The sequence below is a fragment of the Cryobacterium shii genome (assembly GCF_004402595.1).
Lineage (GTDB): Bacteria > Actinomycetota > Actinomycetes > Actinomycetales > Microbacteriaceae > Cryobacterium > Cryobacterium shii.
In genome coordinates, this window is record NZ_SOFY01000023.1 from 12,723 (window position 1) to 38,964 (window position 26,242).

General features: G+C 68.6%; 19 protein-coding genes, 2 tRNA genes and 2 pseudogenes. 15 read left to right on the forward strand and 8 right to left on the reverse strand.

Annotated elements, in window-relative coordinates:
* Positions 1-1,386 carry a flavin monoamine oxidase family protein gene (locus E3O49_RS05660; protein ID WP_338144976.1) on the forward strand — a complete coding sequence of 462 codons (1,386 nt, stop codon included), beginning with the start codon at positions 1-3 and terminating at the stop codon, positions 1,384-1,386.
* Positions 1,387-1,502: 116 nt separating this feature from the next.
* Here the strand turns inward: E3O49_RS05660 and E3O49_RS05665 are convergent.
* The 4 genes and pseudogenes from E3O49_RS05665 to pepN form a co-directional block, all read right to left on the reverse strand.
* Positions 1,503-3,179, reverse strand: a pseudogene (locus E3O49_RS05665) (FAD-binding dehydrogenase).
* Positions 3,180-3,220: 41 nt separating this feature from the next.
* A complete protein-coding gene (locus E3O49_RS05670) occupies positions 3,221-3,679 on the reverse strand; it encodes a globin (protein WP_134366570.1) in 459 nt (152 codons plus the stop codon).
* Positions 3,669-4,934, reverse strand: a complete 1,266-nt coding sequence (locus E3O49_RS05675; RefSeq protein ID WP_134366571.1) for a mechanosensitive ion channel family protein — start codon at positions 4,932-4,934, stop codon at positions 3,669-3,671. Before E3O49_RS05675 ends, E3O49_RS05670 begins: the two co-directional genes overlap by 11 nt.
* A 211-nt stretch (positions 4,935-5,145) precedes the next feature.
* Positions 5,146-7,689, reverse strand: coding sequence for an aminopeptidase N (gene pepN, locus E3O49_RS05680; RefSeq protein WP_134366587.1), 2,544 nt, complete (start codon positions 7,687-7,689; stop codon positions 5,146-5,148).
* 94 nt (positions 7,690-7,783) lie between these two features.
* Between pepN and E3O49_RS05685 the strand changes: the two genes are divergently transcribed.
* Positions 7,784-8,803, forward strand: coding sequence for a DUF2332 domain-containing protein (locus E3O49_RS05685; protein WP_134451138.1), 1,020 nt, complete (start codon positions 7,784-7,786; stop codon positions 8,801-8,803).
* A 103-nt stretch (positions 8,804-8,906) separates the two neighbouring features.
* Here the strand turns inward: E3O49_RS05685 and E3O49_RS05690 are convergent, their stop codons facing one another.
* Complete coding sequence (locus E3O49_RS05690) at positions 8,907-10,259, reverse strand: MFS transporter (RefSeq protein WP_134366588.1); 1,353 nt, start codon at positions 10,257-10,259, stop codon at positions 8,907-8,909.
* Between the two features lie 306 nt (positions 10,260-10,565).
* Between E3O49_RS05690 and E3O49_RS05695 the strand changes: the two genes are divergently transcribed.
* Positions 10,566-11,375: a GNAT family N-acetyltransferase gene (locus E3O49_RS05695; RefSeq protein ID WP_134366573.1), complete on the forward strand. Its 810-nt coding sequence runs from the start codon at positions 10,566-10,568 to the stop codon at positions 11,373-11,375.
* Positions 11,376-11,560: 185 nt separating this feature from the next.
* Here E3O49_RS05695 and E3O49_RS05700 read toward each other — a convergent pair whose 3' ends face one another.
* Entirely contained in the window at positions 11,561-13,057 is a 1,497-nt protein-coding gene (locus E3O49_RS05700; protein ID WP_134366574.1) for an SDR family NAD(P)-dependent oxidoreductase, read from the reverse strand.
* Positions 13,058-13,180: 123 nt separating this feature from the next.
* Complete coding sequence (locus E3O49_RS05705; protein ID WP_174235682.1) at positions 13,181-14,785, reverse strand: MFS transporter; 1,605 nt, start codon at positions 14,783-14,785, stop codon at positions 13,181-13,183.
* Between the two features lie 185 nt (positions 14,786-14,970).
* On the opposite strand from E3O49_RS05705, the gene E3O49_RS05710 reads away from it, so the two are divergent.
* The 6 genes from E3O49_RS05710 to E3O49_RS05735 all read left to right on the forward strand — a co-directional run bounded on the left by E3O49_RS05710 (position 14,971) and on the right by E3O49_RS05735 (position 20,435).
* Positions 14,971-15,579 (forward strand): mycothiol-dependent nitroreductase Rv2466c family protein, encoded by a 609-nt coding sequence (locus E3O49_RS05710; protein ID WP_134366576.1) that lies wholly within the window; start codon positions 14,971-14,973, stop codon positions 15,577-15,579.
* Positions 15,580-15,592: 13 nt separating this feature from the next.
* Positions 15,593-16,081, forward strand: a complete 489-nt coding sequence (locus E3O49_RS05715; RefSeq protein ID WP_134366577.1) for a ribose-5-phosphate isomerase — start codon at positions 15,593-15,595, stop codon at positions 16,079-16,081.
* Between the two features lie 2 nt (positions 16,082-16,083).
* On the forward strand, positions 16,084-17,067 hold the full coding sequence (locus E3O49_RS05720; protein ID WP_134366578.1) for an Fpg/Nei family DNA glycosylase: 984 nt from the start codon (positions 16,084-16,086) through the stop codon (positions 17,065-17,067).
* Positions 17,068-17,101: 34 nt separating this feature from the next.
* Positions 17,102-17,806, forward strand: coding sequence for an FMN-binding negative transcriptional regulator (locus E3O49_RS05725; RefSeq protein WP_134451140.1), 705 nt, complete (start codon positions 17,102-17,104; stop codon positions 17,804-17,806).
* Positions 17,803-19,287 carry an amidohydrolase gene (locus E3O49_RS05730; protein WP_198416033.1) on the forward strand — a complete coding sequence of 495 codons (1,485 nt, stop codon included), beginning with the start codon at positions 17,803-17,805 and terminating at the stop codon, positions 19,285-19,287. Before E3O49_RS05725 ends, E3O49_RS05730 begins: the two co-directional genes overlap by 4 nt.
* A 176-nt stretch (positions 19,288-19,463) precedes the next feature.
* Positions 19,464-20,435, forward strand: coding sequence for an L-lactate dehydrogenase (locus E3O49_RS05735; protein WP_134366580.1), 972 nt, complete (start codon positions 19,464-19,466; stop codon positions 20,433-20,435).
* A 9-nt stretch (positions 20,436-20,444) separates the two neighbouring features.
* Here the strand turns inward: E3O49_RS05735 and E3O49_RS05740 are convergent.
* Positions 20,445-20,518: transfer RNA gene (locus E3O49_RS05740), tRNA-Gly, on the reverse strand.
* A gap of 169 nt (positions 20,519-20,687) precedes the next feature.
* Between E3O49_RS05740 and E3O49_RS05745 the strand changes: the two genes are divergently transcribed.
* From E3O49_RS05745 to E3O49_RS05770, 6 genes and pseudogenes are all read left to right on the forward strand, one after another.
* Positions 20,688-20,764 (forward strand) — tRNA-Pro (locus tag E3O49_RS05745).
* 40 nt (positions 20,765-20,804) lie between these two features.
* Positions 20,805-22,247, forward strand: a complete 1,443-nt coding sequence (gene tig / locus E3O49_RS05750; RefSeq protein WP_160141032.1) for a trigger factor — start codon at positions 20,805-20,807, stop codon at positions 22,245-22,247.
* 310 nt (positions 22,248-22,557) lie between these two features.
* Positions 22,558-23,157 (forward strand): ATP-dependent Clp protease proteolytic subunit, encoded by a 600-nt coding sequence (locus E3O49_RS05755; RefSeq protein ID WP_134366581.1) that lies wholly within the window; start codon positions 22,558-22,560, stop codon positions 23,155-23,157.
* Between the two features lie 16 nt (positions 23,158-23,173).
* Positions 23,174-23,845, forward strand: a complete 672-nt coding sequence (locus E3O49_RS05760; RefSeq protein ID WP_134366582.1) for an ATP-dependent Clp protease proteolytic subunit — start codon at positions 23,174-23,176, stop codon at positions 23,843-23,845.
* Between the two features lie 205 nt (positions 23,846-24,050).
* A complete protein-coding gene (gene clpX / locus E3O49_RS05765; protein ID WP_134366583.1) occupies positions 24,051-25,331 on the forward strand; it encodes an ATP-dependent Clp protease ATP-binding subunit ClpX in 1,281 nt (426 codons plus the stop codon).
* 88 nt (positions 25,332-25,419) lie between these two features.
* A pseudogene (locus E3O49_RS05770) lies at positions 25,420-25,953 on the forward strand (benzoate/H(+) symporter BenE family transporter); the annotation flags it as partial.
* Between the last annotated feature and the right edge of the window lie 289 nt (positions 25,954-26,242).

The window sequence follows — 26,242 nt, forward strand, 5'->3', positions numbered from 1 at the left end:
ATCAGCAACCACCAGCATCCAGGGGAAACAACAATGACCATCATCGAACGTGACATCGTCATCATCGGCGCCGGCGCATCCGGCCTGACCGCCGCGACCGCGCTGCAGAAGGCCGGCCACACCGTGGCCGTGCTCGAAGCGCGCGACCGCGTCGGCGGCCGGCTCTGGACCGACGACATCGAGGGCGCCATGCTCGAGATCGGCGGCCAGTGGGTCTCGCCCGACCAGGACGCGCTCAAGGACACCATCGCGGAGCTCGGCCTCGAGACCTTCGCGCGGTACCGCGACGGCGAGAGCGTCTACGTCAACGCGGCGGGCGAGCGCACCCGGTTCGAGGGCGAGATCTTCCCAGTCTCTCCCGACACCGAGCGGGAGATCGTGCGCCTGATCGAGAAGCTGGACGGGCTCGTCGCCGAAACCGACCCCGACCGGCCGTGGACGCACCCGCAGGCGAAGGAACTCGACGAGATCTCCTTCAGCGCCTGGCTGGAGCAGGAGACCACCGACCAGGAGGCCCGCGACAACATCGGCATGTTCATCGCCGGTGCCATGCTGACCAAGCCGGCCCACGCGTTCTCCACCCTGCAGGCGCTGCTGATGGCGGCCAGTGCCGGCAGCTTCAGCAACCTCGTCGACGCCGACTTCATCCTGGACGAGCGCGTCGTCGGGGGCCTGCAGCAGGTGCCGATCCTGCTCGCCGAGCGCCTCGGCGACGACGTGTTCCTCGGCCAGGCCGTGCGCGCCCTGCGCTGGAACGCGGACGGCGTCGTGGCCGTCACCGACCAGCTCGAGGTGCACGCGCGCCGCGTGATCGTGGCCGTCCCACCGGTGCTCTACAACCGGATCTCGTTCGAACCCCCGCTTCCGCGCCGCCAGCACCAGCTGCACCAGCACCTGTCGATGGGTTTTGTGATCAAGGTGCACGCGGTCTACGAGACCCCGTTCTGGCGCGAGGACGGCCTGTCCGGCACGGCCTTCAGCCCGTACGAGCTCGTGCACGAGGCCTACGACAACACGAACTTCGGCGACACCCGTGGCACGTTCGTCGGGTTCGTCTCCGACGAAGCGGCCGACGAGGTCTTCACCCTCACGGCGGAGGAACGCAAGCAGCGCATCCTCACCTCGCTTTCGCACTACTTCGGCGAGAAGGCGCTCACGCCGGTCGTGTACTACGAGAGCGACTGGGGCACCGAGGAATGGACCCGCGGTGCCTACGCGGCCAGCTTCGACCTGGGCGGGCTGGCCCGGTACGGCGCCGACCTGCGCACGCCGGTGGGACCGATCTCGTTCTCCTGCAGCGACCTGGCCGGCAAGGGGTACCAGCACGTCGACGGCGCCATCCGGATGGGCCGCGACACGGCGGCCCTGGTCGCAGCCGGACTCTAGCCGCGCCGCCGGATGCCGGCTGCCGGCATCCGTCTCGCGGCGCACCTTCGGGGCGCGGGCGCATGCTCCAGCCTGCGCCCGCGTGCACAGGGTGCGCCGCGACGCCGGGGCTGCGTCTAGAGCGCCGCGGCGACCGCGCTACCCGCGGTGCGGCCCGTGAACAGGCACCCGCCGAGGAAGGTGCCCTCGAGCGAGCGGTAGCCGTGCATGCCGCCGCCGCCGAACCCGCTGGCCTCCCCGGCCGCGTACAGGCCGGGGATCGGCTGGCCGTCCGCGCCCAGGGCCCGGGCGGACAGGTCGGTTTCGATGCCGCCGAGGCTCTTCCGGGTGAGGATGTGCAGCTTCACCGCGATCAGGGGCCCGTTCTTCGGGTCGAGCAGTTTGTGCGGGCTGGCGACGCGGATGAGACGGTCGCCCCGATAGTGCCGCGCCTGCCGGATCGCGTTGATCTGGGCATCCTTTGAGAAACCGTTGTCGAGTTCCCGGTCCCGGGCGCGGATCTCCCGCTCGACGTTGGTGAAGTCCAGGCGCACCTCAGGTGCACGCTGCTATATGCCGGTCAGCAGGTCGTGCAGGGTGTCGGCGACGACGAAGTCGACGCCCTTCTCCTTGAACGCCTCCACCGGCCCCGGCGCGCCCGGGAGAAGCCTCTTCGCTAGCAACGGCAGGTTCCGGCCGGTCAGGTCGGGGTTCTGCTCACTGCCGGAGAGGGCGAATTCCTTCTGGATGATCTTCTGGGTGAGCACGAACCAGCTGTGCTCGTGTCCGGTCTTGAGGATGTACTCCAGCGAGCCGAGGGTGTCGAACCCGGGGAAGAGCGGCCCGGGCAGTCGTGCGCCGGTGGCGTCGAGCCAGAGGGAGGACGGACCGGGGAGGATACGGATGCCGTGGGCGGCCCAGACCGGGTCCCAGTTCGTGATCCCCTCGGTGTAGTGCCACATCCGGTCCCCGTTGATCAGGCGCGCGCCGCCCCGCTCGCTGATGCCGAGCATCCGTCCGTCGACGTGCGCCGGGACGCCGGAGAGAAGCTTCTTCGGCGCCGTGCCCAGGCGCGTCGGCCACTGGGCGCGCACGAGGTCGTGGTTGCCGCCGATGCCTCCGCTGGTGACGATCACGGCCGAGGCCCGCAGTTCGAAGTCACCCACCGGGTCGCGTGAACTCGCTGTGCCGCGTTCCGCGCCGTCGTCGGCGAGGCGCACTCCGCGGACGCCCACCACGCCGCCGTCCTCGATGAGGAGCTCGTCGACCCGGTGCCGATGCAGTGCGCTCACCTGGCCGGCCTGAACGCCCTGCCTCACCCGCGTGATGAAGGGCGTCAGGAGTGCCGGGCCGGTGCCCCAGACGATGTGGAACCGCGGCACCGAGTTGCCGTGTTCGAGGGCCGTGTACCCGCCGCGCTCGGCCCAGCCGACGACCGGGAAGAACCGGATGCCCAGATCGTGCAGCCAGGCACGTTTCTCGCCGCTGGCGAAGTCGAGGTAGGCATCCGCCCACAGGGTCGGCCAGTAGTCCTCGGCCCGGTCGAAGCCGGCGCTCGCGAACCAGTCCTGGCGGGCGAGCTCGGGGGAGTCGTGAACGCCGAGGCGGCGCTGCTCGGGGGAGTCGACCAGGAAGAGCCCGCCGAACGACCACCAGGCCTGGCCGCCGATGGACGCGGCGCCCTCCTGGTCGACCAGGAAGACACGTTTGCCGGCATCCAGCAGCTCACACGTCGCGACGAGCCCGGCGAGGCCGGAGCCCACGACGATGACATCGGCTTCGGTCGGGGCGGCGCGACGGGGAACCGGGTTCATCGTGACTCCATCGTCAGCGGTGCTATCGGGAGGACAGCGGGTTACTCGTCGAACGTGTTCAGCATGGCGAACGCGGCGCGCTCGAGGTAGTCCCACAGGGTGTCACGCTGCAGCGGGGGCAGCTCGCAGCTGTCGACGGCGGCGCGCATGTGTCTGAGCCAGCGGTCGCGGGCATCCGGGTTGACCTTGAACGGCTGGTGGCGCTGGCGCAGGCGCGGGTGGCCGCGCTGCTCGCTGTACGTGCCCGGACCGCCCCAGTACTGCTCGAGGAACATCGTGAGCCGCTCGACGGCCGGCCCGAGGTCGGCCTCCGGGTACATCGGCTTCAGCACCGGGTCGGTGGCGACGCCGCGGTAGAACTCGGCGACCAGTTTCTCGAAGAACGGTCGCCCGCCGACCTGCTCGTAAAACGACGGGCCGAGGGCCGCGCCGTCCTCACCGCCGCGGAGGTGGACCCCGGCGGGGGTGGCGGGGAAAACTGGGGTGGCGTCATTCGTCATCGCGGATCTCCGGGTCGGGTGCGGTGTTCCTGGCTGGTTCGGTCTTCGGCGTTTCAGCTTTCGGCGATTCGGCCCTGGGCGTTACCGGCCTGGGCGTTATCGGCCTGGACGCTTCGGATTTGGGCGCTTCCGGCTTGGACGCTGCCGGCTTGGACGCTTCGGGTTCGGCCTTTTCGGGTGTCACCGTGTCGGACTTGGGCCGGCGCGGGGCCCGCGGCGCCTTGTTCTTCCTCATCGTCACCGGGGCGGTGAAGGGGCTGGTGGCGATGTCGGGCATCGACGCGGCTGCTTCGACGGCCGCGTCGGGTGCATCTTCGAAGGCGGGGGTCGTGCCGGCGTTGATGGCGCCATCCTTGCCGGCCATGACAACGCTGTTCAGCGGGGTCAGGCCGATGCCCAGGCCGTCGAGAGCCTTCTTCAGGTGCAGGCGCAGGTCGCGCGCGAAGTCCCACTTCGCCGCGACCCGGGTCTTCACCACGAGGCGCACGACGAGGGCCTCCGCGGAGATCGATTCGAGTCCCCAGATTTCGGGCTTCTCGAGGATGACGGGGCGCCACTTGCGGCTGGAGGCCAGGGCCTTCGCCACCCGGAGCAGCTCGTTCTGAACGGCTTCCACGTCGGACGAGTAGGGAATAGCGAGGTCGATGATGACGCGGGCCCAGCCCTGGGACATGTTGCCGACCCGCAGGATCTCGCCGTTGCGCACGAACCAGAGCGTGCCGTCGACGTCGCGCACCTGGGTGACACGGATGCCGACGGTCTCGACGACGCCGGAGGCGAAGCCCACGTCGACGATGTCGCCCACGCCGATCTGGTCCTCGACGACCATGAACAGGCCGTTCAGGATGTCCTTGACGATGTTCTGCGCGCCGAAACCCAGGCCGGCGCCGAGAGCGGCCGTGAGCAGGGCGAAGGACCCCAGGATGTCCGTGTTGATGATGTTGACGATCAACAGGATCGACACGATCAGCAGGGTGACGTTGAGGATGTTGGAGAGCACGGAGCCGAGGGTGCGGGTGCGCTGCACCACGCGCACCGCCGCCAGGGGGGAGACGCTCAGGGCCTGCGTGTCCAGTACGTTCTGGTTCTTCTTGACCCCGGAGACGATCTGCTGCACGACCCGTTCGATCACGAAGTGCAGCACCCAGCGCAGCACGAGTGCGCCCACGATGATGACGACGATGTTTATGGTCTTGAGCCACAGGTCGATCGTGAAAAATTGGGTGAGTTCAAGCCAGATTGCGTCAAAGTCCATAACGAGACGAGTCTACAGAGCCTCGTCCTGTCCGGATCCTGAGTCCCCTGCCCCGCGCCCCGCGCTCCTAGTCCCCGGCCCCGGCTCCGCGCCCCAACGAATTCGACGGAGATTTTGGCTGATCTGGCGATCTGGACCGGTTTAACCCGGTTCCAGGAGCAGAATCTCCGTCGAATTCGTTAGGGGCACGCGGGCGGATGCGGCGGCGCGGCTACTCCGCGTCGCGCGTCTGGGCGGCGAGGGCCCGTTCGACCCCGGCCAGGTTCTCGATCACCAGGCGGCGCAGCGCGAGCGGCTCCGGGTTGGCGTCGAGCCAGGTGCGCGTCGAGGTGACGAGCGCCCGGTTCGCGAGCGGTGCCGGGTACAGCCCGAGCACGAGCTTCTCTGCGATCGAGAAGCTGCGGGCCGCCCAGACCGACTGCAGCATGGCGAAGTACTGGTCCACGAACGGTTCGAGCAGCGCGGTGTCGTTGGCGCGCAGGAAACCGGCGGCCGTGACCCGCACGATCGTGTTCGGGGCGGTGTCCACGTCGATCAGCGACGACCAGGCGGCCTGCTTCCCCTCAGCCGTCGGGATGGCGGCGCGGGCCTGCGCGGCCGACTGGGCGCCGGTCGCGGTGTTGTCCGCGGCCAGTGCGGCGTCGATCTCGGCCGATCCGGCCTTGCCACCGGCGACGAGGGCGATGAGCAGCTCCCAGGCGAGGTCGGTGTCGATCTCCAGGCCCTCGAGCGGCACGGAGCCGTCCAGGAGCGCGGCCACGGATGCCAGCTGGCTCTCGGTGGTCGCGATACCGGCGAAGAACTTCACGAACTGGAACTGCGCGTCGGAGCCGGCTTCGGCGTGGCGGGCGAGGGACCAGAGCGCGTCCCCGACCTCCTTGATCGTCGCCGTGCGGTGCTCCTCGGCGACGTAGTAGGTGGCGGCGAGCACGACCTGGCCGAGTACCGTGCGCAGCGTGGTCGACTCGGTCTCCGTCGCGACGTTGCCGAGCACGAGCGTGATGAAGTCGCGCGGCGCCGTCTCGGCGTCGCGGGTGGCGTCCCACACCGCGCCCCAGACGATGGCGCGGGCGAGCGGGCTCTCGATCGCGGAGAGGTTCTCGAGGGCCACCTCCTGCGACGCCGGGTCGAGGCGGATCTTGGCGTAGGCCAGGTCGTCATCGTTGAGCAGGACCAGGGCGGGACGCTTCAGGCCGACCAGCGTGGGGACATCCGTCTGCGCGCCGTCGACGTCGATCTCGACCCGGTGCGAGCGCACGAGTGTGCCGTCCGCCAGGTCGTAGAAGCCGATCGCGAGGCGGTGCGGGCGAATGGTGGGGTAGTCGGCGGCGGCTGTCTGCAGCACCGTGAAGCCGGTGACGGTGCCGGTCTCGTCGACGGTGACCTCCGGGCGCAGGGTGTTCACGCCCGCGGTCTCGAGCCACAGCCTGGTCCATTCGCTGAGGTCGCGGCCGCTGGAGGCCTCGAGTTCGACCATCAGGTCGTGCAGCTCGGTGTTGCCCCACTGGTGCTTCTGGAAGTACGCGGCGACGCCGGTGAAGAATTCGTCGCGGCCGACCCAGGCCACGAGCTGCTTGAGCACGGAGCCGCCCTTGGCATACGTGATGCCGTCGAAGTTGACCTGCACGTCTTCGAGGTCGGTGATGGTGGCGGTGATGGGGTGGGTGGAGGGCAGCTGGTCCTGCTTGTAGGCCCAGCTCTTCTCCATCACGGCGAAGGTGGTCCATGCCTCGGTCCACTCGGTGGCCTCGGCGGTGGCCATGGTCGACGCCCACTCGGCGAAGGACTCGTTCAGCCACAGGTCGTTCCACCACTTCATGGTGACCAGGTCGCCGAACCACATGTGCGCGAGCTCGTGCAGCACGGTGACGACGCGGCGCTCCTTGATGGCGTCGGTGACCTTGGAACGGAACACGTAGGTCTCGGTGAAGGTGACCGCGCCGGCGTTCTCCATCGCGCCGGCGTTGAACTCCGGCACGAACATCTGGTCGTACTTGTCGAACGGGTACGGGTAGTTGAACTTGCCCTCGAAGTATTCGAAGCCCTGGCGGGTCTTCTCGAACAGGTAATCCGCGTCGAGGTACTCGAACAGGCTCTTCCGGCAGAAGAGGCCGAGCGGGATGGTGCGGCCGTCGCTGGAGGTCAGCTCGCTGCGCACGACCGCGTAGGGGCCGGCGACGAGGGCGGTGATGTAGCTGGAGATGGTGTGGGTGGGGGCGAAGGCCCACGTCTTTTGGCCGTTGCCGGCATCCGTCGGCTCGGGCGTGACCGAGTTGGAGATGACTTCCCAGGCGCCCGGCGCGGTGACCGTGAACGCGAACGTGGCCTTGAGGTCGGGCTGCTCGAACACGGCGAAGACGCGGCGGGAGTCGGGCACCTCGAACTGGCTGTAGAGGTAGACCTCGTTGTCGACCGGGTCGACGAAGCGGTGCAGGCCCTCGCCGGTGTTCGTGTACTCGGCGTCGGCGACGACGGTGAGCGTGTTCTCCGCGGCGAGGCCGTCGAGCTGGATCCGGATGCCGTCACTGACGGATGCGGGGTCGAGCGCGGCGCCGTTAAGCGTCACCGAGTGCACGGTGCGGGTGATGGCGTCGATGAAGGTGGACGAACCGGGCGTCGCGGTGAAGCGCACCGTGGTCTCGCTGCCGAACGTCTCCGGTCCGGCGGTGAGGTCGAGGGTGACCTGATAGCTCTGCACGGTGATGAGCGCGGCGCGCTCCTGGGCTTCGATCCTGGTGAGGTTCTCTCCGGGCAACGGTTTCTCCATCTCGGTTTCGCGGTATGCGGGCGCGCTGACGCTTGTGACGCAGCACACAGGATTCAGCCTAGCCAAGGATTAGGGTGTGCGCATGAGGGCAAGCACCGACCCGCGGGCCGCGACCGCCGACCGCTACCGGGAGTTCGCCGACATGGAAGCGCGCGGCCTGAGCGCCTGCTACGAAGCGTGGGCGCACGGCGTGGCGGACGACCCGGCGACCGTCGCCCTGATCGACCGGCTCCCGGCGCCGAAACGGCAGCCGAACCTGGTCTTCAGCGCGGCGCGGTTCCACGGCGCCCCCGTCTCGGAGTACGGGGAGTTCGGCTCCTGGCTGGCCGGCCACTGGGCCGTCGTGTCGGCCACCTGCCTCAGTCACTCCACCCAGACGAACGAGCCCGGACGGTGCGCGGTGCTGCTGCCGGCGCTCGCCGCGCTTCCCGGTCCGCTGGCCCTGATCGAGGTGGGGGCATCCGCGGGGCTCTGCCTGTATCCCGACCGGTACAGCTACCGGTATCTCGCCGGCGATGAGGTCGAACGGATGCTGCATCCCGCCGCCGGGCCGAGCCCGGTGGTCCTCGACTGCTCCCTGACCGGGCCGGTGCCCGGGCCGGCCGAACTGCCCGAGGTGGTCTGGCGGGCCGGCGTCGACCTCAACCTGCTCGACCTGTTCGATCAGGCCGACGTGGCCTGGCTGGACGCCCTGATCTGGCCGGAGCACGACGATCGCCGGGCGAGGCTCCGTGCGGCGGTGCAGCTCGCTCGGGCGGAGCCGGCCCCGATCGTGCGAGGGGACCTCAACGACCAGGTCGAGGCCCTCGTCGCACGGGCGCCCGCCGGGGCGACCGTGGTCGTGTTCCACACCGCCGTGCTGGCCTACCTCGACGAAGCAGCCGCGCGCCGGTTCACGGCCACCATGCACCGGCTGCCCGTGCGCTGGTTGTCCAACGAGGGCCGCTCGGTCGTGCCCGCGGTGACGGAGAGACTGCGGGCGCGCCCCGCAGCATCCACTGACTTCGTGCTCGCTCTGGATGCCGAGCCGATCGCGTTCACGGAGCCGCACGGGCGGGCCCTGCACTGGCTGGACGAGCGGGGATCCTCGCCCCGGCGGTGAACCAATTCGACGGAGATATTGCCGTAAAGGCTCGCTTTCGGGCTGTTCAGGGTCGTTTCTGTCAGAATCTCCGTCGAATTCGTTCAGGTGTCGAGGCCTCGGGTCACTGCACCCGGTGAGCCGGCGTTCGCGGCATGGAGATCGCCGCAATCATGGTCAAAGCGGCGGTGACGGTCACGGCCGCGAACACCGCGCCGGATGCCGCGACGACCGTGGCGGCATCCGGCGCCCCTCGCCCGGAGGCGGAGAAGATCGCGTTCGCCACGGCGCCGAAGATGGCCACGCCGACCGCGCTGCCGATGGAACGGGAGAACAGGTTGGCTCCGGTGACGACGCCGCGTTCGTTCCAGTCGACGCTGGACTGCGCCGCGATCAGGGACGGGGTGGCCACCAGGCCCAGGCCGAGGCCGGTCACGAAACAGCTGGCGGCGACGATGGCGACCGAGGGGGTCGCTGCGAAGAGTGCGAGGGCCACCACGCCGAGCAGCACGATGCCGATGCCGATCAGCGCCGTGTTCCGGAAGCCGATCCGCAGGTACAGGCGCCCGGAGAGCGATGCCGAGATCGGCCAGCCGATCGTCAGCGCCGCCAGGGCCAGACCGGCGGTCAGCGGCGCGGTTCCCAGGGCCCCTTCGAGGTAGGTCGGCACGAAGGAAGTGAGGCCGATCAGGATGGCGCCGACACCGATCGAGACGAGCGCGGTGCTGAGCAGCAGATGCCGGCTGAACACCCAGAGCGGCAGGACGGGCTCGGCGGCCCCCCGCTCGGCGAGCACGAACAGGGCCAGCAGGAGCGCGCCCAGGCCGAAGGATCCGATGCTCTGCGGCGAGTTCCAGGCCCAGGCCTGCCCGCCCTCCAGCACGGCTATGATCAGGAGGCTCAGTGACACGGTGAGCAGCCCGGCCCCGAGGTAGTCCACCTGGTGGCGGCGGGGCTCGACCGTCTCGTGGAATTGGCGCAGCAGCATCCAGGCAGCGATGACGCAGAGCGGGATGTTGACGAAGAAGATCCAGCGCCAGGACAGGAACTGGGAGAACACGCCGCCGAGGGTGGGGCCGACGACGGAGGAGATCGCCCAGACGCTGGCGAGGTAGCCCTGCACCTTCGCGCGTTCGACCACGGTGTAGATGTCGCCGGCGATGGTGACCGCCATCGGCTGCACGGCCCCGGCCCCGAGGCCCTGGATCGCGCGGAAAACGATCAGCGCAGGCATGCTCCAGGCCAGCCCGCAGAGCACCGAGCCGAGCAGGAACAGGGCGATGCCGATCAGCACGATCGGCTTGCGACCGACGGTGTCGGCCAGTTTCGCGTACACCGGCACGGACACGGCCTGGGCGAGCAGGTAGATGGAGAACAGCCAGGGGAACTGGGCGAAGCCGCCGAGGTCCTTCACGATCGTGGGCACGGCGGTCGCCAGAATGGTGGCGTCGATCGCGACCAGGCCCGTGGTCATCATCAGGGCGATCAGCACCGGGCCGCGTTCGGAACGGAAGCCCACGTCGATGCTGCTCAGCTTGCACCTCTTCACTCACCGGGACGGATGCCCCTTGACTCCAAGTCGTCGCGGCGGTCGAGCATTCCCGCCGGGCGTCCCGGATCGGTGGCCCCTGGCTCGACTCCCGGGCGGAGCCGGCACACGGTGTCCGGCGCTGAACCAATTCGACGGAGATTCTGCCCTAACAGCCCGTTTTTTGGCCGTCTGGGTCTCGTTTGGCCAAAATTACCGTCGAATTCGTTCGGGCCGGCTCTAGGGTGGGGCGCAATGACAAGTCGAGAGGCCCTCCTGGCCGCCTACGATGCCCAGCTCCGGCTGCGGGTTCCGGCCGAGCAGCCCGCGGGCATCCGTTTTGAACTGCGGGGTTCGGTTCTGCGCGTGGTGGGATGGCACCAGGGTTTCGTCGAGACCGCCCGCGAGGTGGGACTGACCGGGTCGGCGCTGGACGCCCTCATCGCCGGGCACCGAGACTTCTTCGCGGCTCGCGGCGAGGCGGTGGAGTGGAAGACCCGCGGCCACGACGAGCCCGCGGACCTGACCCGGCGCCTGATCGCTGCCGGGTTCGTGCCCGAGGCACCCGAGACGGTCGTCGTGGGCGAGACCGCGCGCCTGACCGCGCGACCCGGGTCCGGGCTGCCCGACGGGGTCACCATCCGTCAGGTCGACTCCCGAGCGGATTTCGATGGCATCGCCGACGTCCAGACTCAGGTCTGGGGAACGGACCAGTCCTGGCTGGCCGGCGACCTTGAGACGAGTGTGCGCGATGCCCCGGGTGATGTGCTCGTCTTCGTCGCCGAGGCCGCCGGAGAGGTGGTCTCCTCGTGCCGACTCGAGTTCACCCCGGGAACGGACTTCGCCGGCCTCTGGGGCGGGTCGACGCTTGCCGCCTGGCGGGGCCGCGGCATCTACCGGGCGCTCGTGGCGCACCGGGCACGGCTCGCGCACGATCGTGGCGTGCGCTACCTGCAGGTCGACGCCTCCGAGGACAGCAAACCGATCCTGCTGCGCCTGGGCTTCCAGACGCTGACGACGACGACCCCGTATGTCTGGACGCCGCCCGCCCCCGCGCCGGACTGATCCTCGGCGTTGCCTGGTCGCGCTGCGAGTGCGCCGGGGCATCCGCTCGCCCTCACCAATTCCACCCAACCAATTCGACGGAGATTTTGCCGAAATCGGGTCTGAATCGGCCTCCAGGGTGCGAAAAGCTCAGAATCTCCGTCGAATTGGTTCGGAGCGGGACAGGGTGGTGGCCCGAGGGACGGCTACCAGGTTCCGGGCTGGTAATCCTTCAGGAAGACGCCGCAGAGGTCTTCGCCGGCCTCGCCGCGCACGATCGGGTCGTAGACCCGCGCCGCGCCGTCGACCAGGTCGAGCGGGGCGTGGAAGCCCTCCTCGGCGAGGCGCACCTTGGTCGGGTGCGGGCGCTCGTCGGTGATCCAGCCGGTGTCCACACTCGTCATCAGGATGCCGTCCGAGAGCATCTCCTTCGCGCTGGTGCGGGTGAGCATGTTCAGCGCGGCCTTGGCCATGTTCGTGTGCGGGTGGCCGGGGCCCTTGTAGCCGCGGCCGAACACGCCCTCCATCGCGGACACGTTCACGATGTAGGTGCGGCGGGCCTCGGATGCCGCCAGCGACGCACGCAGGCGGCTCACCAGCAGAAACGGGGCCGTGGTGTTGCAGAGCTGAACCTCGAGCATCTCCAGCGGGTCTACGTCCTGCACGTTCGCGGTCCAGCTGTTCGCGTCGTGCAGGTCGGGCACGAGCCCGCCCGCGTCGATCGCGGTGCCGGCGGCGAGGCGCTCGAGCGAGGAGGAGCCCGGCGCCAGGGCCAGCGCGGTGAGGTCGTCGGCGGTGAGCGCGCCGGTCGCGCCGGCCGCGGCGGTGAGGATCGGGTGACTGGTGACGGATGCCGCGAGCGCGGTCGGGTGCGCGTCGTTGGCGTGCCCGAACGTCACGATCTCCGGAATGCTGCCCTCCGGCAGCGGAGACTGCTCCGCCAGGGCCAGCATCGAGTAGGAGCCGGGGGAGCGGCGCACGGTCTGGGCGGCGTTGTTGATCAGGATGTCGAGCGGTCCGGCCGCCGCCACGGAGTCGGCCAGGCCGATCACCTGAGCCGGGTCGCGCAGGTCGATACCCACGATCCGCAACCGGTGCAGCCAGTCGGCGGAGTCCGGCATGGCGCTGAACCGGCGCACCGCATCCCGCGGGAACCGGGTGGTGATGGTCGTGTGGGCGCCGTCGCGCAGCAGGCGCAGGGCGATGTACATGCCGATCTTGGCGCGGCCGCCGGTGAGCAGGGCGCGCTTGCCGGTCAGGTCGGTGCGGGCATCCCGTTTCTGGTGGCTCATGGCCGCGCAGCCGGGGCACAGCTGGTGGTAGAACGCGTCGACGAGGGTGTACTTCTGCTTGCAGATGTAGCAGGCCCGGGGCACGAGCAGTTCGCCGGCCGACGCCCGATCGGTGCCGAGGCGCAGCTGGGCGCCGATGGTCTCGTCGTCGATCCGGGTGCGGGCGCCGGTCGCGGTCGCGGCGATGACCTCCCGGTCGGCGTCCGCGATCGCCTGGCGCTTCTCGCCGCGGCGCACCATTTTGACGGACTTGAACATCTTGGCGGTGGCCTGCCGCACGGTGACGAAGTCCGGGTCCTCCGGGTCGATCTCGCTGAGCGAGGCGAGGACCCGCAGGGCGATCGCCATCTCCGCGGGGTCGATGCCCGGTGCGGGCTCTGCCGCGGGCTCGGTCGAAGGCGTGGTGGTCATCCGCCAATTCTACGACGGCCCCCTGAGACGACTGTTGCCCGGCCGGACAACTGGTGCCGGTGTAGCGGCACCTGTTGTCCGTCCGGGCAACAGCGGTGAAGCGAGCTGGTGGAGCGGGTGTGGCTAGACCTTCAGGGTCTCCGGCGCAGGAGTGGAGTCGAGTTCCGTCGCGAGCGAGGACAGGTCCATCGACGAGGTGGCCGGCTCATACGTTTCGTCGAACGGCATTTCGTCGGTGTCCAGGTCGGGGTTGTCGTCCTGGTTGGCGACCAGCTCGCGGGCCTCGAAGACCGAATTCACGCTGGGCATCGAGCCCAGCAGCGGGCGTCCGGCAGACTCGCGCAGGAAGAAGATCGCGATTCCACCGACGACGGATGTGCCCATCAGGTAGTAGGCCGGCATCATGTCGTTCCCGGTCCCGGCAATGAGCGCCGCGATGATGAACGGCGTGGTGCCGCCGAAGATGGCGACCGAGAAGTTGTACGCGATGCCCATGGCGCCGTAACGACTTTCGGTCGGGAACAGCGCCGGCAGGGCCGAGGCCAGGTTGGCGACGTAGAACGTGACGGGCAGGGCGATCAGGGCCAGGCCGAGCAGCGTCGACCAGATCTCACCGACACCGATCAGCAGGAACGCGGGGATGGAGAGCACCACGGCACTACCGGCGCCCATCCAGAGCACCGGGCGGCGGCCGATCTTGTCCGACAGTCGGCCGGCGAGGGGGATGCAGAACGACATGATCACGAGGATGGGGATGGTCAGCAGTGTGCCGTGCAGCTCGTCGTAGCCCTTGGTGGCGGTGAGGTACGTCGGCATGTAGGAGGTCAGGGCGTAGCCGAGGGTGTTCGCCGCGGCAACGAGGACCATCGCGACGATGATGCCGCGCCAGTGGTTCTTGAAAATGCTGACCGGGCCGTTCGACGCGGCGGACTCGTCGGTGAACGACGGGTCGGTGGCAGCCAGCTCCTTGGCATCCAGGGTGGCCTGGAAGGTGGGGGATTCCTCGATCTTGAGGCGGAACCAGATGGCGATCAGGCCGAGCGGTCCGGCGATGAGGAACGGGATGCGCCAGCCCCAGTCTTCCATCACGGGCTGACCCAGGGTCACCTGCAGGATCGAGACGAGCGCGGCGCCGATGGCGAAGCCGAGGTAGCTGCCCATGTCGAGCAGGCTGGCGAAGAAGCCGCGGTGCTTGTCGGGCGAGTGCTCGCTGACGAAGGTGGTCGCACCGGCGTACTCACCGCCGGTGGAGAAGCCCTGCACGAGCTTGGTGAAGACGAGCAACGCCGCGGCGAGCATGCCGACCTGGGCGTAGCTGGGCAGCAGGCCCACCGCGAAAGTGGATGCCGCCATCAGCATCAGGGTCATCGACAGCACCTTCTGGCGGCCGATCTTGTCTCCGAGCCAGCCGAAGAAGACGCCACCGAGCGGGCGGGCGATGAAGGTCGCGGCGAAGGTGCCGAGCAGGAAGAGGGTCTGCACCGTCTTGTCGGCCTCGGGCAGGAACACCGGGCCCATCGTCGTGATCAGGTAGCCGAACACGCCGACGTCGTACCATTCCATCGTGTTTCCGACGATGGTGCCGCCGAGGGCCTTCTTCAGTCTCGACTGGTCGACCACGTTGACGTGGGACACTTTTAAGCGGCGCTTGAGGAGCGTTTTCTTCGCCTTGCCGGCGGTGAGATCCGCACCGGCATTCGAATCGGTCGTGCTTGTCGTTCTGAGCATTGGAGCTTCTCTCGTGGAGATCATTTTTCGATGAAAAGTTGCGGCCCGCTTCCGGGCATAACGTACGATTTTAGCCGAAAAGTGGCCTCAACCAGACATTTCGTTTGGGATACCCGCCCTGGACAGGGGTTTACGTGGGGTCTCCGTCGCCCGTTCTCGAGTCAATCGGCGCTTAGGCTGGCACCATGGCTGACTCCGTGAAGTTCTGGTTCGACCCCTCCTGCCCCTGGGCCTGGATGACCTCCCGCTGGGTGGGGGAGGTGGCCGCCCTGCGCGGTTTCGACGTCGAGTGGAAGGTGATGAGCCTCGCCGTCCTGAACGAGGATCAGGACGTGTCAGAGGAGTACCGGGAGTTCTTCCCGCGGGCCCTCAAATACACCCGCCTGGTGCAGGCCGCGCAGGAACTGCACGGCCAGCAGACGGTCAAGGCTCTCTACGACGCCCTCGGCGCGCGCATCCACCCGGGCGGCAGCTCGAACCCCGACGAGGTCATCCCGGCGGCGCTCGCCGAAGTGGGCCTGCCGGTCGCCTTCGCCGCCTTGGCGGACAGCGAGCAATACGACGTGCAGATGCGCGCCAGCCACTTCGACGGCATGGAGCGAGTGGGGCAGGATGTGGGCACCCCCGTCATCTCCGTCAACGACGTGGCCTTCTTCGGCCCGGTCGTGTCGCCCGCGCCCACCGGCGACCAGGCGCTGGCCTTGTGGGACGGCGTGGTGGCCGTCGCCGGCTGCGAGGGCTTTTTCGAGATGAAGCGCACCCGCACCCGCGGACCCGTCTTCGCGGCCGAGTAAATAGAATTGGATCATGCGCATCCACATCGCCACTGACCACGCCGGCCTCGAATTCAGCCACCACCTGCTCACGCACCTCACCCTTGCCGGTCACGAAGTCGTGAACCACGGCCCGGTGAGCTACGACGCCCTCGACGACTACCCCGGGTTCTGCATCACCGCGGCCGAGGCCGTCGTGACCGACCTCACGCAGGGCGTAGAGGCGCTCGGCATCGTCTTCGGCGGGTCGGGCAACGGCGAGCAGATGGCGGCCAACAAGGTGAAGGGGATTCGAGCCGCTCTCGTCTGGAGCCTCAACACGGCGCGTCTCGCCCGCGAGCACAACGACGCCAACGTCATCTCCATCGGCGCCCGCCAGCACACGATCGAGGATGCCACCGACTTCATCGACGCCTTCATCGCGGAGCCGTTCCCCGGGGACGAGCGCCATGTGCGCCGGATCTCCCAGCTGGCGGAGTACGAAACGACCTGCACAATCAACGGCACGCCTCTTTCAAGCTAACCGTGCCCGAGGGTCATTCCGTCCACCGGATCGCGCGCCAGTTCGCCCGAAATTTCGTGGGCAAGCGCATCCGGCTGTCGTCCCCGCAGGGCCGCTTCGTGGACGGCGCGGCCCGGCTGGACGGTCACTCCATGACGGATGCCCGCGCCGTCGGTAAGCAAATGTTCCTGGAGTTCGACAACGGGCTGTGGTTGCGCGTGCACCTGGGTCTCTACGGTGCGTGGGATTTCGCGGGCGACATCCAGGTGGACGCCACCGTCGCATCCGCCAACGGACGCATGGGCCAGACCGGCATGCGCGGCACCGGCGACGCCGTTCTGGATTCGGCCGGCGAGAACTCGGTGCGCAGTATCGGCGCTCCCCGGCTGACCCGGCTGCGGATGGCGGAGGCCGAGAAGGTCAGCGTCGAACCCGACGGTTTCCCGCCCGACCCCATCGGCCAGGTTCGGGTTCGCCTGCTCGCCGACGACGTCGTGGCCGACCTGCGCGGGCCCACGGCCTGCGAGGTGCTCGGCCCCGACCAGGTCGAGGTCGCGATGAACCGGCTCGGCCCTGACCCGATGCTCGACGACGGCGCCGCCGCGGAGGAGCGCTTCGTCAGCGCGGTGCGCAAGAAACCGACGCCGATCGGCCGGCTCCTGATGGACCAATCCGTGGTCAGCGGGATCGGCAACGTGTACCGCGCCGAGCTCCTGTTCCGGGCGGGCATCAATCCATACGCCCCCGGGAAGTCGCTTCGCGACGAGCAGGCGCGGGCCCTCTGGCGGGACTGGGCCCACCTGCTGAAGATCGGCGTCTCCACCGGCCAGATGATGACGATGGACGACCTGGGCGACGAAGACTACGTTCTCGCCATGCGCAACCGGGCCGACCGGCACTGGGTGTACAAACGCGAAGGGCTGCCATGCCGGATCTGCGGCACGCACATCACCCTGGAGGAGATGGCCGCCCGCAAGCTCTACTGGTGCCCGCGGTGCCAGTCCTGACCCCCGGCCCGCAGCCCCACCGAACGGGAGCCCGATGAGACACAATCCCAGTTTCGCCCTCGACGATCCGGATGAGGTCAAGCGCCTGATCCGCGAGAACCCGTGGGCGAGCATGATCAGTCACACCTCCGCGGGCGAGCTGGTGGCGTCGCATTACCCGGTGATCCTCGACGAGGACGCCGAGGGCATCGTGTTGCTCAGCCATGTCGGCCGGCCCGACGAGGCGCTGCACGAACTCGGCCGGCACGAACTGCTGGTCATCATCCAGGGCCCGCACGGGTACATCTCCCCGGGCTGGTACGACGGGCCCGCGGATGCCCCCACCCCGGCCGTGCCGACCTGGAATTTCGTCACCGCCCACCTGCACGGCACCCCGGAGCTGCTCAGCGACGAGGAGAACCTGCGCGTGCTCGACCGGCTCGTCGACCATTTCGAAGAACGGATGCCTGAGCCGCGTCGCCTCAACGGCACGCCCGCGAGCTCCGCCTACGCCGCCCGCATCGTCGGCGGCACGGTCGGCTTCCGGCTCCGGGTGAGCCGCCTCAGTGCGAAGAGCAAGCTGAGCCAGAACAAGCCGGCGGAGACGGTGGCGCGCATCCTGGCCGAACTCGACGGGGACGGCCCCTACGCGAGCCCGGCGCTCGCCGCCGAGATGCGCCGCGTGCACGACCCGGTTCCGCCCGTCACCGACGCGCCCCTCGGCGCGGAGCCGTCCGGCCCGCAGGGACACGACCGGTGACGCCCGGGGACTCCGAGTCGCTGGTGCTCCGGAACGCCCGGCTTCCCGGCAGCGACGAACGGGTCGACGTGGAGATCGTGGACGGCCGGATCCGGCGGATCGGCTACCTCGGAATGGTGGGACCCGGCATCCGTGCGGTGGATCTCGCCGAACGGTGGCTGATCCCCGGTCTCTGGGACAATCATGTGCACTTCAGCCAGTGGGCGCAGACCGCGCGACGGCTGGACCTATCCGGCGCCGGCAGCGCCGCCGAGGTGGCTGCCCTGGTCGCCGCGCGCGTGCCGGACCTGGCGGCGGGCGAGGGCCTGGTCGGTTTCGGGTTCAGGGACGGCCTCTGGCCGGATGTCCCGGCCCGGGCCACGCTCGACGCGGTCACCGGCCCCGTGCCGGCCGTGCTGATCAGCGGCGACCTGCACTCCTGCTGGCTGAACTCGGCCGCGCTGGCGCAGCACGGGTTCGCCGACCATCCGACCGGCCTGCTCCGCGAGGACGACTGCTTCGCCGTGGTGCGGGCGCTGGCCGCGGTGCCCGACCGGGTGATGGACGGGTGGGCGGACGCCGCGGCCCGGGCCGCGGCGGCCCGCGGGGTCGTCGGCATCGTCGAGATGGAGATGGCCTGGAACCTCGACACGTGGCGGCGCCGCATCCAGGCCGGCACGGATGCGCTCCGGGTCGAGTTCGGCATCTACACCCCGCAGCTCGGCCGGGCGGTCGAGCAGGGACTCCGCAGCGGGGACGTGATCGCGGGGACCGGTGGGCTCCTCACGGTGGGTCCCTACAAGGTCATCACCGACGGGTCGCTCAACACCCGCACCGCCTTCTGCTTCGACGAGTACCCCGGCCTGGAGGGGCAGCCCGGCTCGCGCGGGTCGCTCAACGTGCCGCCCGAGGAACTGCTCGACCACCTGCGGGTGGCGACGGAGGCCGGCATCCGCCCCGCCGTGCACGCCATCGGCGACCACGCGAACAGCCTCGCGCTCGACGCCTTCGAACGGCTCGGCTGCTCGGGCAGCATCGAGCACGCGCAACTGCTCGCCCCCGCCGACATCGCCCGTTTCGCCCGGCTGGGCGTGGTGGCCAGTGTGCAGCCCGAGCACGCCCTGGACGACCGCGACGTCGCCGACCGGTACTGGGCCGGCCGCACCGACCGGGCCTTCGTGCTGGCCAGCCTGTTGCGCGCCGGCGCGACCCTCGCGCTCGGGTCGGACGCCCCGGTGGCGCCGCTGGACCCCTGGGTGAGCCTGGCCGCTGCGGTCGGCCGCACCCGCGACGGGCGCGAACCCTGGCACGCCGAGCAGGCGATCTCCCGGCAGGCGGCGCTCGCCGCGTCCGCGCGCGGCCGGCACCGCGTGCTGGTGGGGGACGTCGCCGACCTCGCCGTGTGCGAGACCGACCCGTTCGTCGCCTCCGTCGGCGACCTCCGACGGATGCCCGTGGCCGCCACGCTGCTGGCCGGCCGGTTCACGCACGACCGGCTCTGACCGTCCGGCCCGGGGCCGGCGCCCGGGTCGCGGCGCAGGTTGTGGCAGCGGGCGCAGGTTCCAACCTGAGCCGCGAGCCACAACCTGCGCCGCGAGTGCTGGTCCCGCCGGCACCGGGGCTTGATTTCGCCTGCCGAGGAATGGGACACGGGCCCCGGAAGGGGCAGACTTGACCCATGAGCGTGATCGAGAATTCCAAGCTGGCCATCATCGGAGCGGGAGCGGTGGGGTCCTCCCTCGCCTACGCCTCCCTGATCCGTCAATCGGCGCGCGAAGTCGTGCTCTACGACATCAACGGGCCCAAGGTCGAGGCCGAGGTGCTCGACCTGGCCCACGGCACCCAGTTCACCGGTGCCTCCTGCGTGGCCGGCGGCAGCGACCTCGACGCGATCGCGGGGGCGAACATGGTCGTCATCACCGCCGGCGCGAGGCAGCACCCGGGCCAGTCCCGGCTCGAGATGGCCGGTGTCAACGTCGGCATCCTGCGGGAACTGATGCCGAAACTCGTCGAGCGCGCCCCCGACGCCATCTACATGCTGGTCACCAACCCCTGCGACGTGCTGGCCTACGCGGCACGCGAGTTCAGCGGGCTGCCGGCCTCGCGGGTCTTCGGCTCCGGCACGGTCCTGGACTCGTCACGGCTGCGCTGGATGCTGGCGCACCGGGTCGGGGTCGCGATCGCCAATGTGCACGCGGTCATCGTCGGCGAGCACGGCGACTCGGAGTTCCCACTCTGGTCCCAGGCCCGGATCGGCCCGATCTCGATGGCCGAGTGGGTTCAGGACGCGATCTCGCCGAAGGGCCTGGTTCCCTTCTCCGAATCGGAATTCGACGCGATCACCGAGAGTGTGAAGTCCGCGGCCTACAAGGTGATCGAGGGCAAGGGCGCGACCAACTACGCGATCGGGCTGTCCGGCGCCCGGATCGTCGAGGCCGTGCTCCGTGACGAGGGCGCCGTGCTGCCCGTGAGTTCGGTGCTCACCGACTACCGCGGCGTCAGCAACGTGGCCCTCTCGGTGCCGAGCGTGATCAACGCCGACGGGGTCTCTCGGGTGATCGAGGTGCCCTTCAGCGAGAAGGAGCAGGAACTGTTCGAGCACTCGGCGGCGACTCTGCGCCAGACGCTGGACGGACTCGGCCTGAAGTGAGCGATGTTGTGGAGGGGATGACGGGAATCGAACCCGCGCCATCAGTTTGGAAAACTGAGGCTCTACCATTGAGCTACATCCCCCGAGCGCAGTCTCCCGCGCACTCACACAGCGTAGTACACGTTGGCGGGTGCTCGCTGCACAGGGGGACCCGCGACATCCGGCCCGTGCAGTAGACTAACCGAGGTCATTCTGCGTGAAGTGCGATCCTTGCACGCCTCGCGGACGGCACCACCGGGTTGAGACAGTGTCCGGGGCGTAGCTCAGCTTGGTAGAGCGCTCGGTTTGGGGCCGAGAGGTCGCAGGTTCGAATCCTGTCGCCCCGACCATCATCCCCCCATACATCGGTCGAACACAGGAGATTGCCACGTGAAGTCCACGGTAGAAAAGCTGAGCCCCACTCGCGCCAAGGTCACCATCTCGGTGACTCCCGAGGAGCTGAAGCCCAGCATCACCCACGCCTACGGTCACATCGCCGAGGACATCAACATTCCCGGCTTCCGCAAGGGCAAGGTTCCGCCCGCCATCATCGACCAGCGCGTCGGTAAGTCGGCCGTGCTCGAGCACGCCGTCAACGAGAGCCTCGACGGCTTCTACCGCACCGCGGTCACCGAGCACAAGCTGCGCCCCCTCGGCCGCCCCGAGGCCGACATCGTCGAATGGCCCAGCGACAAGGACTTCTCCGGAGACCTGCAGCTGTCCATCGAGGTTGACGTGCGCCCCGAGATCGACCTGCCCAACTACTCCGGCCTGAAGCTCACCGTCGACGCCGTCGAGGTGTCCGACGAAGAGGTCGCCGAGGAGCTCGACAACCTGCGCAGCCGCTTCGGCACGCTCATCACCGTCGACCGCCCCGCCACCACGGGCGACTTCGCCCAGATCGACCTGATCGCCGCGATCAGCGGCGTCGAGGTCGACAACGCCAGCGGGATCTCCTACGAGGTCGGCTCCGGCGACCTCATCGACGGTATCGACGAGGCGCTCGACTCCCTCAGCGCCGGCGAGACCACCACCTTCAACTCGAAGCTCATGGGCGGCGAACACGAGGGCGAGACCGCTGAGATCACCGTCACCGTCATCGCCGTCAAGGAGCGTGAGCTTCCCACCGCCGACGACGACTTCGCGCAGATCGCCAGCGAATTCGACACCATCGCCGAGCTCACCGACAGCCTGAAGGTCAACGTCGAGCGCTCCAAGGTCTTCGGCCAGGGCACGCAGGCTCGCGAGAAGCTCGTTGAGCAGCTCCTCGAGTCGGTCGAGGTCCCGATCCCGACCGCGATCATCGAAGACGAGGTTCGTCGCCACCTCGAGGGCGAGAACCGCCTCGAAGACGCCGAGCACCGCGCCGAGGTCACCGAATCCAGCGAGAAGACCTTCCGCCAGCAGATCCTGCTCGACACGATCGCCGAGGCCGAGAAGGTCCAGGTCAGCCAGGACGAGCTGACTCAGTACCTGATCCAGGGTGCCAGCCAGTACGGCATGGACCCGAGCGAGTTCGTCCAGGCGCTCAGCGGCAACGGCCAGATCCCGTCGATGGTGGCCGAGGTCGCCCGCAACAAGGCCCTCGCCATCGCCCTGGGCAAGGCCGAGGTCGTAGACACCAACGGCAACGCCGTCGACCTGTCCGAGTTCGTCGCCGTCCCGGACGAGGACGAAGACGAAGACGACGAGATCGAGGAAGACGACTCGGACGCCGAGGCCGTCGCAGCCGAGGCCGACGCCGAGGCCGAGGCCGCCGAGGCCAAGGCCGCCAAGGCAAAGGCTGCCAAGGCCGCAGCGGCGAAGAAGAAGGCCGCCGCCGCCAAGGAGTAGCACCACCCCCGCTCACGCGCGCCGACGGGCCGGATGTCACAGACATCCGGCCCGTTTCGCGTTTGCCCTGACGAATTCGACGGAGATTCTCCGGTTCTGGACTGGTTTGGGCCGTATTCGGGGTTTTTAGAGCAGGATCTCCGTCGAATTGGTTCAGAGCGACGGATGCGCGGGGTCCGGCAGCACGGATGCGCGGGGCCCGGCGGGGCGGCCCGGCGCGGCGCGTTATCTGCCGAGGGCGAACACAGCAGTTCCGGAGCGTTGGCTCCTATAGATTCAATCTGAAGCGACAAGTGAAACGGAGCGCGACATGGCCGATATGACACCTACACCCGGCGTTTTTGACCGACTGCTGAAAGACCGCATCATCTGGCTCGGTTCCGAGGTTCGGGATGAGAACGCCAACGAGATCTGTGCCAAGATCCTGCTGCTGGCCGCAGAGGATTCGGAGCGGGACATCTTCCTGTACATCAACTCGCCCGGTGGCTCGATCACGGCTGGGATGGCGATCTACGACACGATGAAGTTCGTACCCAACGACATCGTCACCGTCGGCATCGGCCTTGCCGCGTCGATGGGCCAGTTCCTGTTGTCCTCCGGTAGCAAGGGCAAGCGCTACATCACCCCGAACGCCCGCGTCCTGCTGCACCAGCCGTCCGGCGGTTTCGGTGGCACGGCCGCCGACATCCAGACCCAGGCCAAGGTGATCCTGGACATGAAGAAGCGGATGGCCGAACTGACGGCAGAGCAGACCGGCAAGTCGGTCGAGCAGGTCCTCATCGACAATGACCGCGACAACTGGTTCACCGCCCAGGAGGCCGTAGCATACGGCTTCGTCGACCACCTGCGCGAATTCGCGTCGGATGTGGTCGGCGGCGGCGGCACCGACGACTCAGTGAACAAGAAGTAGGACGGGCAGAAACGACATGGAATTCACGAATTTTGGTCACCAGGCCGGTGGCCGCGCCCCGCAGTCGCCCGAGGCCCGCTACATCCTCCCCACGTTCGAAGAGCGCACCGCCTACGGCTACAAGCGTCAGGACCCCTACGCGAAGCTGTTCGAGGACCGCATCATCTTTCTCGGCGTGCAGGTCGACGACGCCTCGGCCGACGACGTCATGGCCCAGCTTCTCGTGCTGGAGAGCCAGGACCCCGATCGCGACATCGTGATGTACATCAACTCCCCGGGTGGTTCCTTCACCGCGATGACGGCCATCTACGACACGATGCAGTACATCCGGCCGCACATCCAGACGGTCTGCCTCGGCCAGGCGGCCTCCGCCGCTGCGGTGCTGCTTGCCGGTGGAACGCCCGGAAAGCGTCTCGCGCTGCCGAACGCGCGCATCCTCATCCATCAGCCTTCGGCCGGCGGTCAGGGAGGCGGGCAGGCATCCGACATCGAGATCCAGGCCGCCGAGATCCAGCGGATGCGTGAGTGGCTGGAATTCACCATCTCCCACCATTCCAACCGCACGGCGGAGCAGGTTCACAAGGACATCGACCGCGACAAGATCCTCGGCGCGGCCGAAGCGCTCGAGTACGGCCTGATCGACCAGATCCTGACCAGCCGCAAAAACGTGCCGACGCTCGTCAAATAAGGCACAGAACATGAACGCGACGGATGCCCGGCGGCAGGTTCGCCGGGCATCCGTCGCGTTCGGCACATCGGGACCCTCCCGCCCCACGGGCACCGGGATCGTTATCCGACGCATCCGCGTAGCCTGCACCCCAGCGTCACAGGCACAAGCTAGGCTCAATGCAGCTAATCAGTCAAGGCTGCTAATCGATGGAGGAGGCTGACGGATGGCCCGAATAGGCGAAAGCGCCGACCTGTTGAAGTGCTCTTTCTGCGGGAAGAGCCAGAAGCAGGTCCAGCAGCTCATTGCGGGCCCCGGCGTGTACATCTGCGACGAATGCGTCGAACTGTGCAACGAGATCATCGAGGAGCGCCTGGCCGAAGCCGGCGCCGAAGAGGGTGCCGGCGAGTTTGAACTGCCCAAGCCGAAAGAGATCTTCGGCTTCCTCGAGGAATACGTCATCGGGCAGGAAGCCGCCAAGCGCGCCCTGGCCGTCGCCGTCTACAACCACTACAAGCGCGTGCGTTCCCGCGCGACCCTCACGGCCGCCGACGCCATCCACGATGATGTCGAGATCGCCAAGTCGAACATCCTGCTGATCGGCCCCACCGGGTGCGGCAAGACCTATCTCGCGCAGACCCTGGCCAAGCGCCTCAACGTGCCTTTCGCCGTGGCGGATGCGACGGCCCTGACCGAGGCCGGCTACGTCGGCGAAGACGTGGAGAACATCCTCCTCAAGCTGATCCAGGCGGCCGACTATGACGTCAAGCGCGCCGAGACCGGCATCATCTACATCGACGAGATCGACAAGATCGCCCGCAAGGCCGAGAACCCCTCGATCACCCGCGACGTGTCCGGTGAGGGTGTGCAGCAGGCCCTGCTGAAAATCCTCGAGGGCACCGTGGCGTCGGTCCCGCCGCAGGGCGGCCGCAAGCATCCGCACCAGGAATTCATCCAGATCGACACGACCAATGTGCTGTTCATCGTGGCCGGTGCCTTCGCGGGCCTGGACGACATCATCTCGACCCGGGCCGGCAAGAAGGGCATCGGTTTCGGGGCGCCCCTCCACAGCAAGGGCGACGACGTCAACCTGTTCAGCGAGGTGCTGCCCGAAGACCTGCACAAGTTCGGGCTGATCCCCGAGTTCATCGGCCGGCTTCCCGTGGTCACGACGGTCACGCAGCTCGACCAGGTGGCGCTGATGCAGATCCTGACCGTGCCGAAGAACGCCCTCGTGCGCCAGTACCAGCGCATGTTCGAACTCGACGGCGTCGAACTCGAATTCGAGCAGCCGGCCCTCGAGGCCATCGCCGACCTGGCGGTGCTCCGCAAGACCGGTGCCCGTGGTCTGCGCGCGATCATGGAAGAGGTTCTCGGGCCGATCATGTTCGAGGTGCCGTCCAGCTCCGAGGTTGCGCGGGTAGTCGTGACCCGGGCCGCGGTTCTCGACAACGCCGAACCGACGATCGTGCTGCACAAGCCCCGCCGGGTGGAGAAGTCCGCCTAACCTCGGTTCTTCCCTGCCTCGCTGCCCCGCCGCCCGCAGCCCCGCCTCCCTCTGACGCCGGAGATCCGAGTGCCAGCCCCTCTTCGCCGGCGTCGTGGCGGCCATCACCGGTTTCGCCAGCTCGCTCGTGCTCGTCATCGCGGGGCTGCAGGCGGTCGGGGCGAACGACGCCCAGGCCGCCTCCGGACTGCTCGCCCTGTGCCTGCTGGTCGGGATCACCTGTGTGCTGCTGCCGTGGTACTTCAAGATGCCGATCTCCTTCGCCTGGTCCACCCCCGGTGCGGCTCTGCTCATAGCGGCGGGGGAGACCACGAACGATTTCGCCGCCGCCGCGGGCGCGTTCCTCGTCTGCGGGGCCCTGATCGTGCTGAGCGGGCTGTGGCCGGCGCTCGGGCGGGACATCACCAGCATCCCCAAGACGATCGCGAGTGCCATGCTCGCGGGCATCCTGTTCCCGATCTGCCTGGCGCCGGTGACGGCATCCGTGCAACAGCCGCTGCTCGCGGTGCCCGTAGTCGTGGTCTGGCTGGTCGTGTTTCGGCTCGCGCGCCCCTGGGCCGTGCCGGCGGCCATGGTCGTGGCGGCGATCGGGGTTGCCCTCAGGCGGGCACGGACTGGCTGACCGCCTCGTCGTCCGCACCCGGCCTGGTCTTCACCCCGCCCGTGTTCGACCCGGTGGTCATCGTGAGCCTCGGGCTCTGGCTCGGCGGCGGCCGGCCTCGCACCGCTCCCGTCGGTGCCTCCTGACCAATTCGACGGAGATTTTGCCCAAATCGAGCCCCAGCAGCCCGGAAAGCTGTTTTTAGAGCAGTATCTCGGCTCTCCTGTCGTAACCGTGGGTTAAACCCGGCCGGGGAGCACTGGTTTGTGGCCGCCGAGGCTGAGCATGGCGAGGGCGATGAGGGCGTCGG

Bases quoted from the DNA above. Each gene is read 5' to 3' on its own strand.
- E3O49_RS05670 (WP_134366570.1), bottom strand. From the start codon at position 3,679: ATGACGAATGACGCCACCCCAGTTTTCCCCGCCACCCCCGCCGGGGTC.
- E3O49_RS05675 (WP_134366571.1), bottom strand. From the start codon at position 4,934: ATGGACTTTGACGCAATCTGGCTTGAACTCACCCAATTTTTCACGATC.
- E3O49_RS05685 (WP_134451138.1), top strand. From the start codon at position 7,784: ATGAGGGCAAGCACCGACCCGCGGGCCGCGACCGCCGACCGCTACCGG.
- E3O49_RS05690 (WP_134366588.1), bottom strand. From the start codon at position 10,259: ATGATGACCACGGGCCTGGTCGCGATCGACGCCACCATTCTGGCGACC.
- E3O49_RS05695 (WP_134366573.1), top strand. From the start codon at position 10,566: ATGACAAGTCGAGAGGCCCTCCTGGCCGCCTACGATGCCCAGCTCCGG.
- E3O49_RS05700 (WP_134366574.1), bottom strand. From the start codon at position 13,057: ATGACCACCACGCCTTCGACCGAGCCCGCGGCAGAGCCCGCACCGGGC.
- E3O49_RS05705 (WP_174235682.1), bottom strand. From the start codon at position 14,785: ATGCTCAGAACGACAAGCACGACCGATTCGAATGCCGGTGCGGATCTC.
- E3O49_RS05710 (WP_134366576.1), top strand. From the start codon at position 14,971: ATGGCTGACTCCGTGAAGTTCTGGTTCGACCCCTCCTGCCCCTGGGCC.
- E3O49_RS05715 (WP_134366577.1), top strand. From the start codon at position 15,593: ATGCGCATCCACATCGCCACTGACCACGCCGGCCTCGAATTCAGCCAC.
- E3O49_RS05725 (WP_134451140.1), top strand. From the start codon at position 17,102: ATGAGACACAATCCCAGTTTCGCCCTCGACGATCCGGATGAGGTCAAG.
- E3O49_RS05735 (WP_134366580.1), top strand. From the start codon at position 19,464: ATGAGCGTGATCGAGAATTCCAAGCTGGCCATCATCGGAGCGGGAGCG.
- E3O49_RS05755 (WP_134366581.1), top strand. From the start codon at position 22,558: ATGGCCGATATGACACCTACACCCGGCGTTTTTGACCGACTGCTGAAA.
- E3O49_RS05760 (WP_134366582.1), top strand. From the start codon at position 23,174: ATGGAATTCACGAATTTTGGTCACCAGGCCGGTGGCCGCGCCCCGCAG.
- clpX (WP_134366583.1), top strand. From the start codon at position 24,051: ATGGCCCGAATAGGCGAAAGCGCCGACCTGTTGAAGTGCTCTTTCTGC.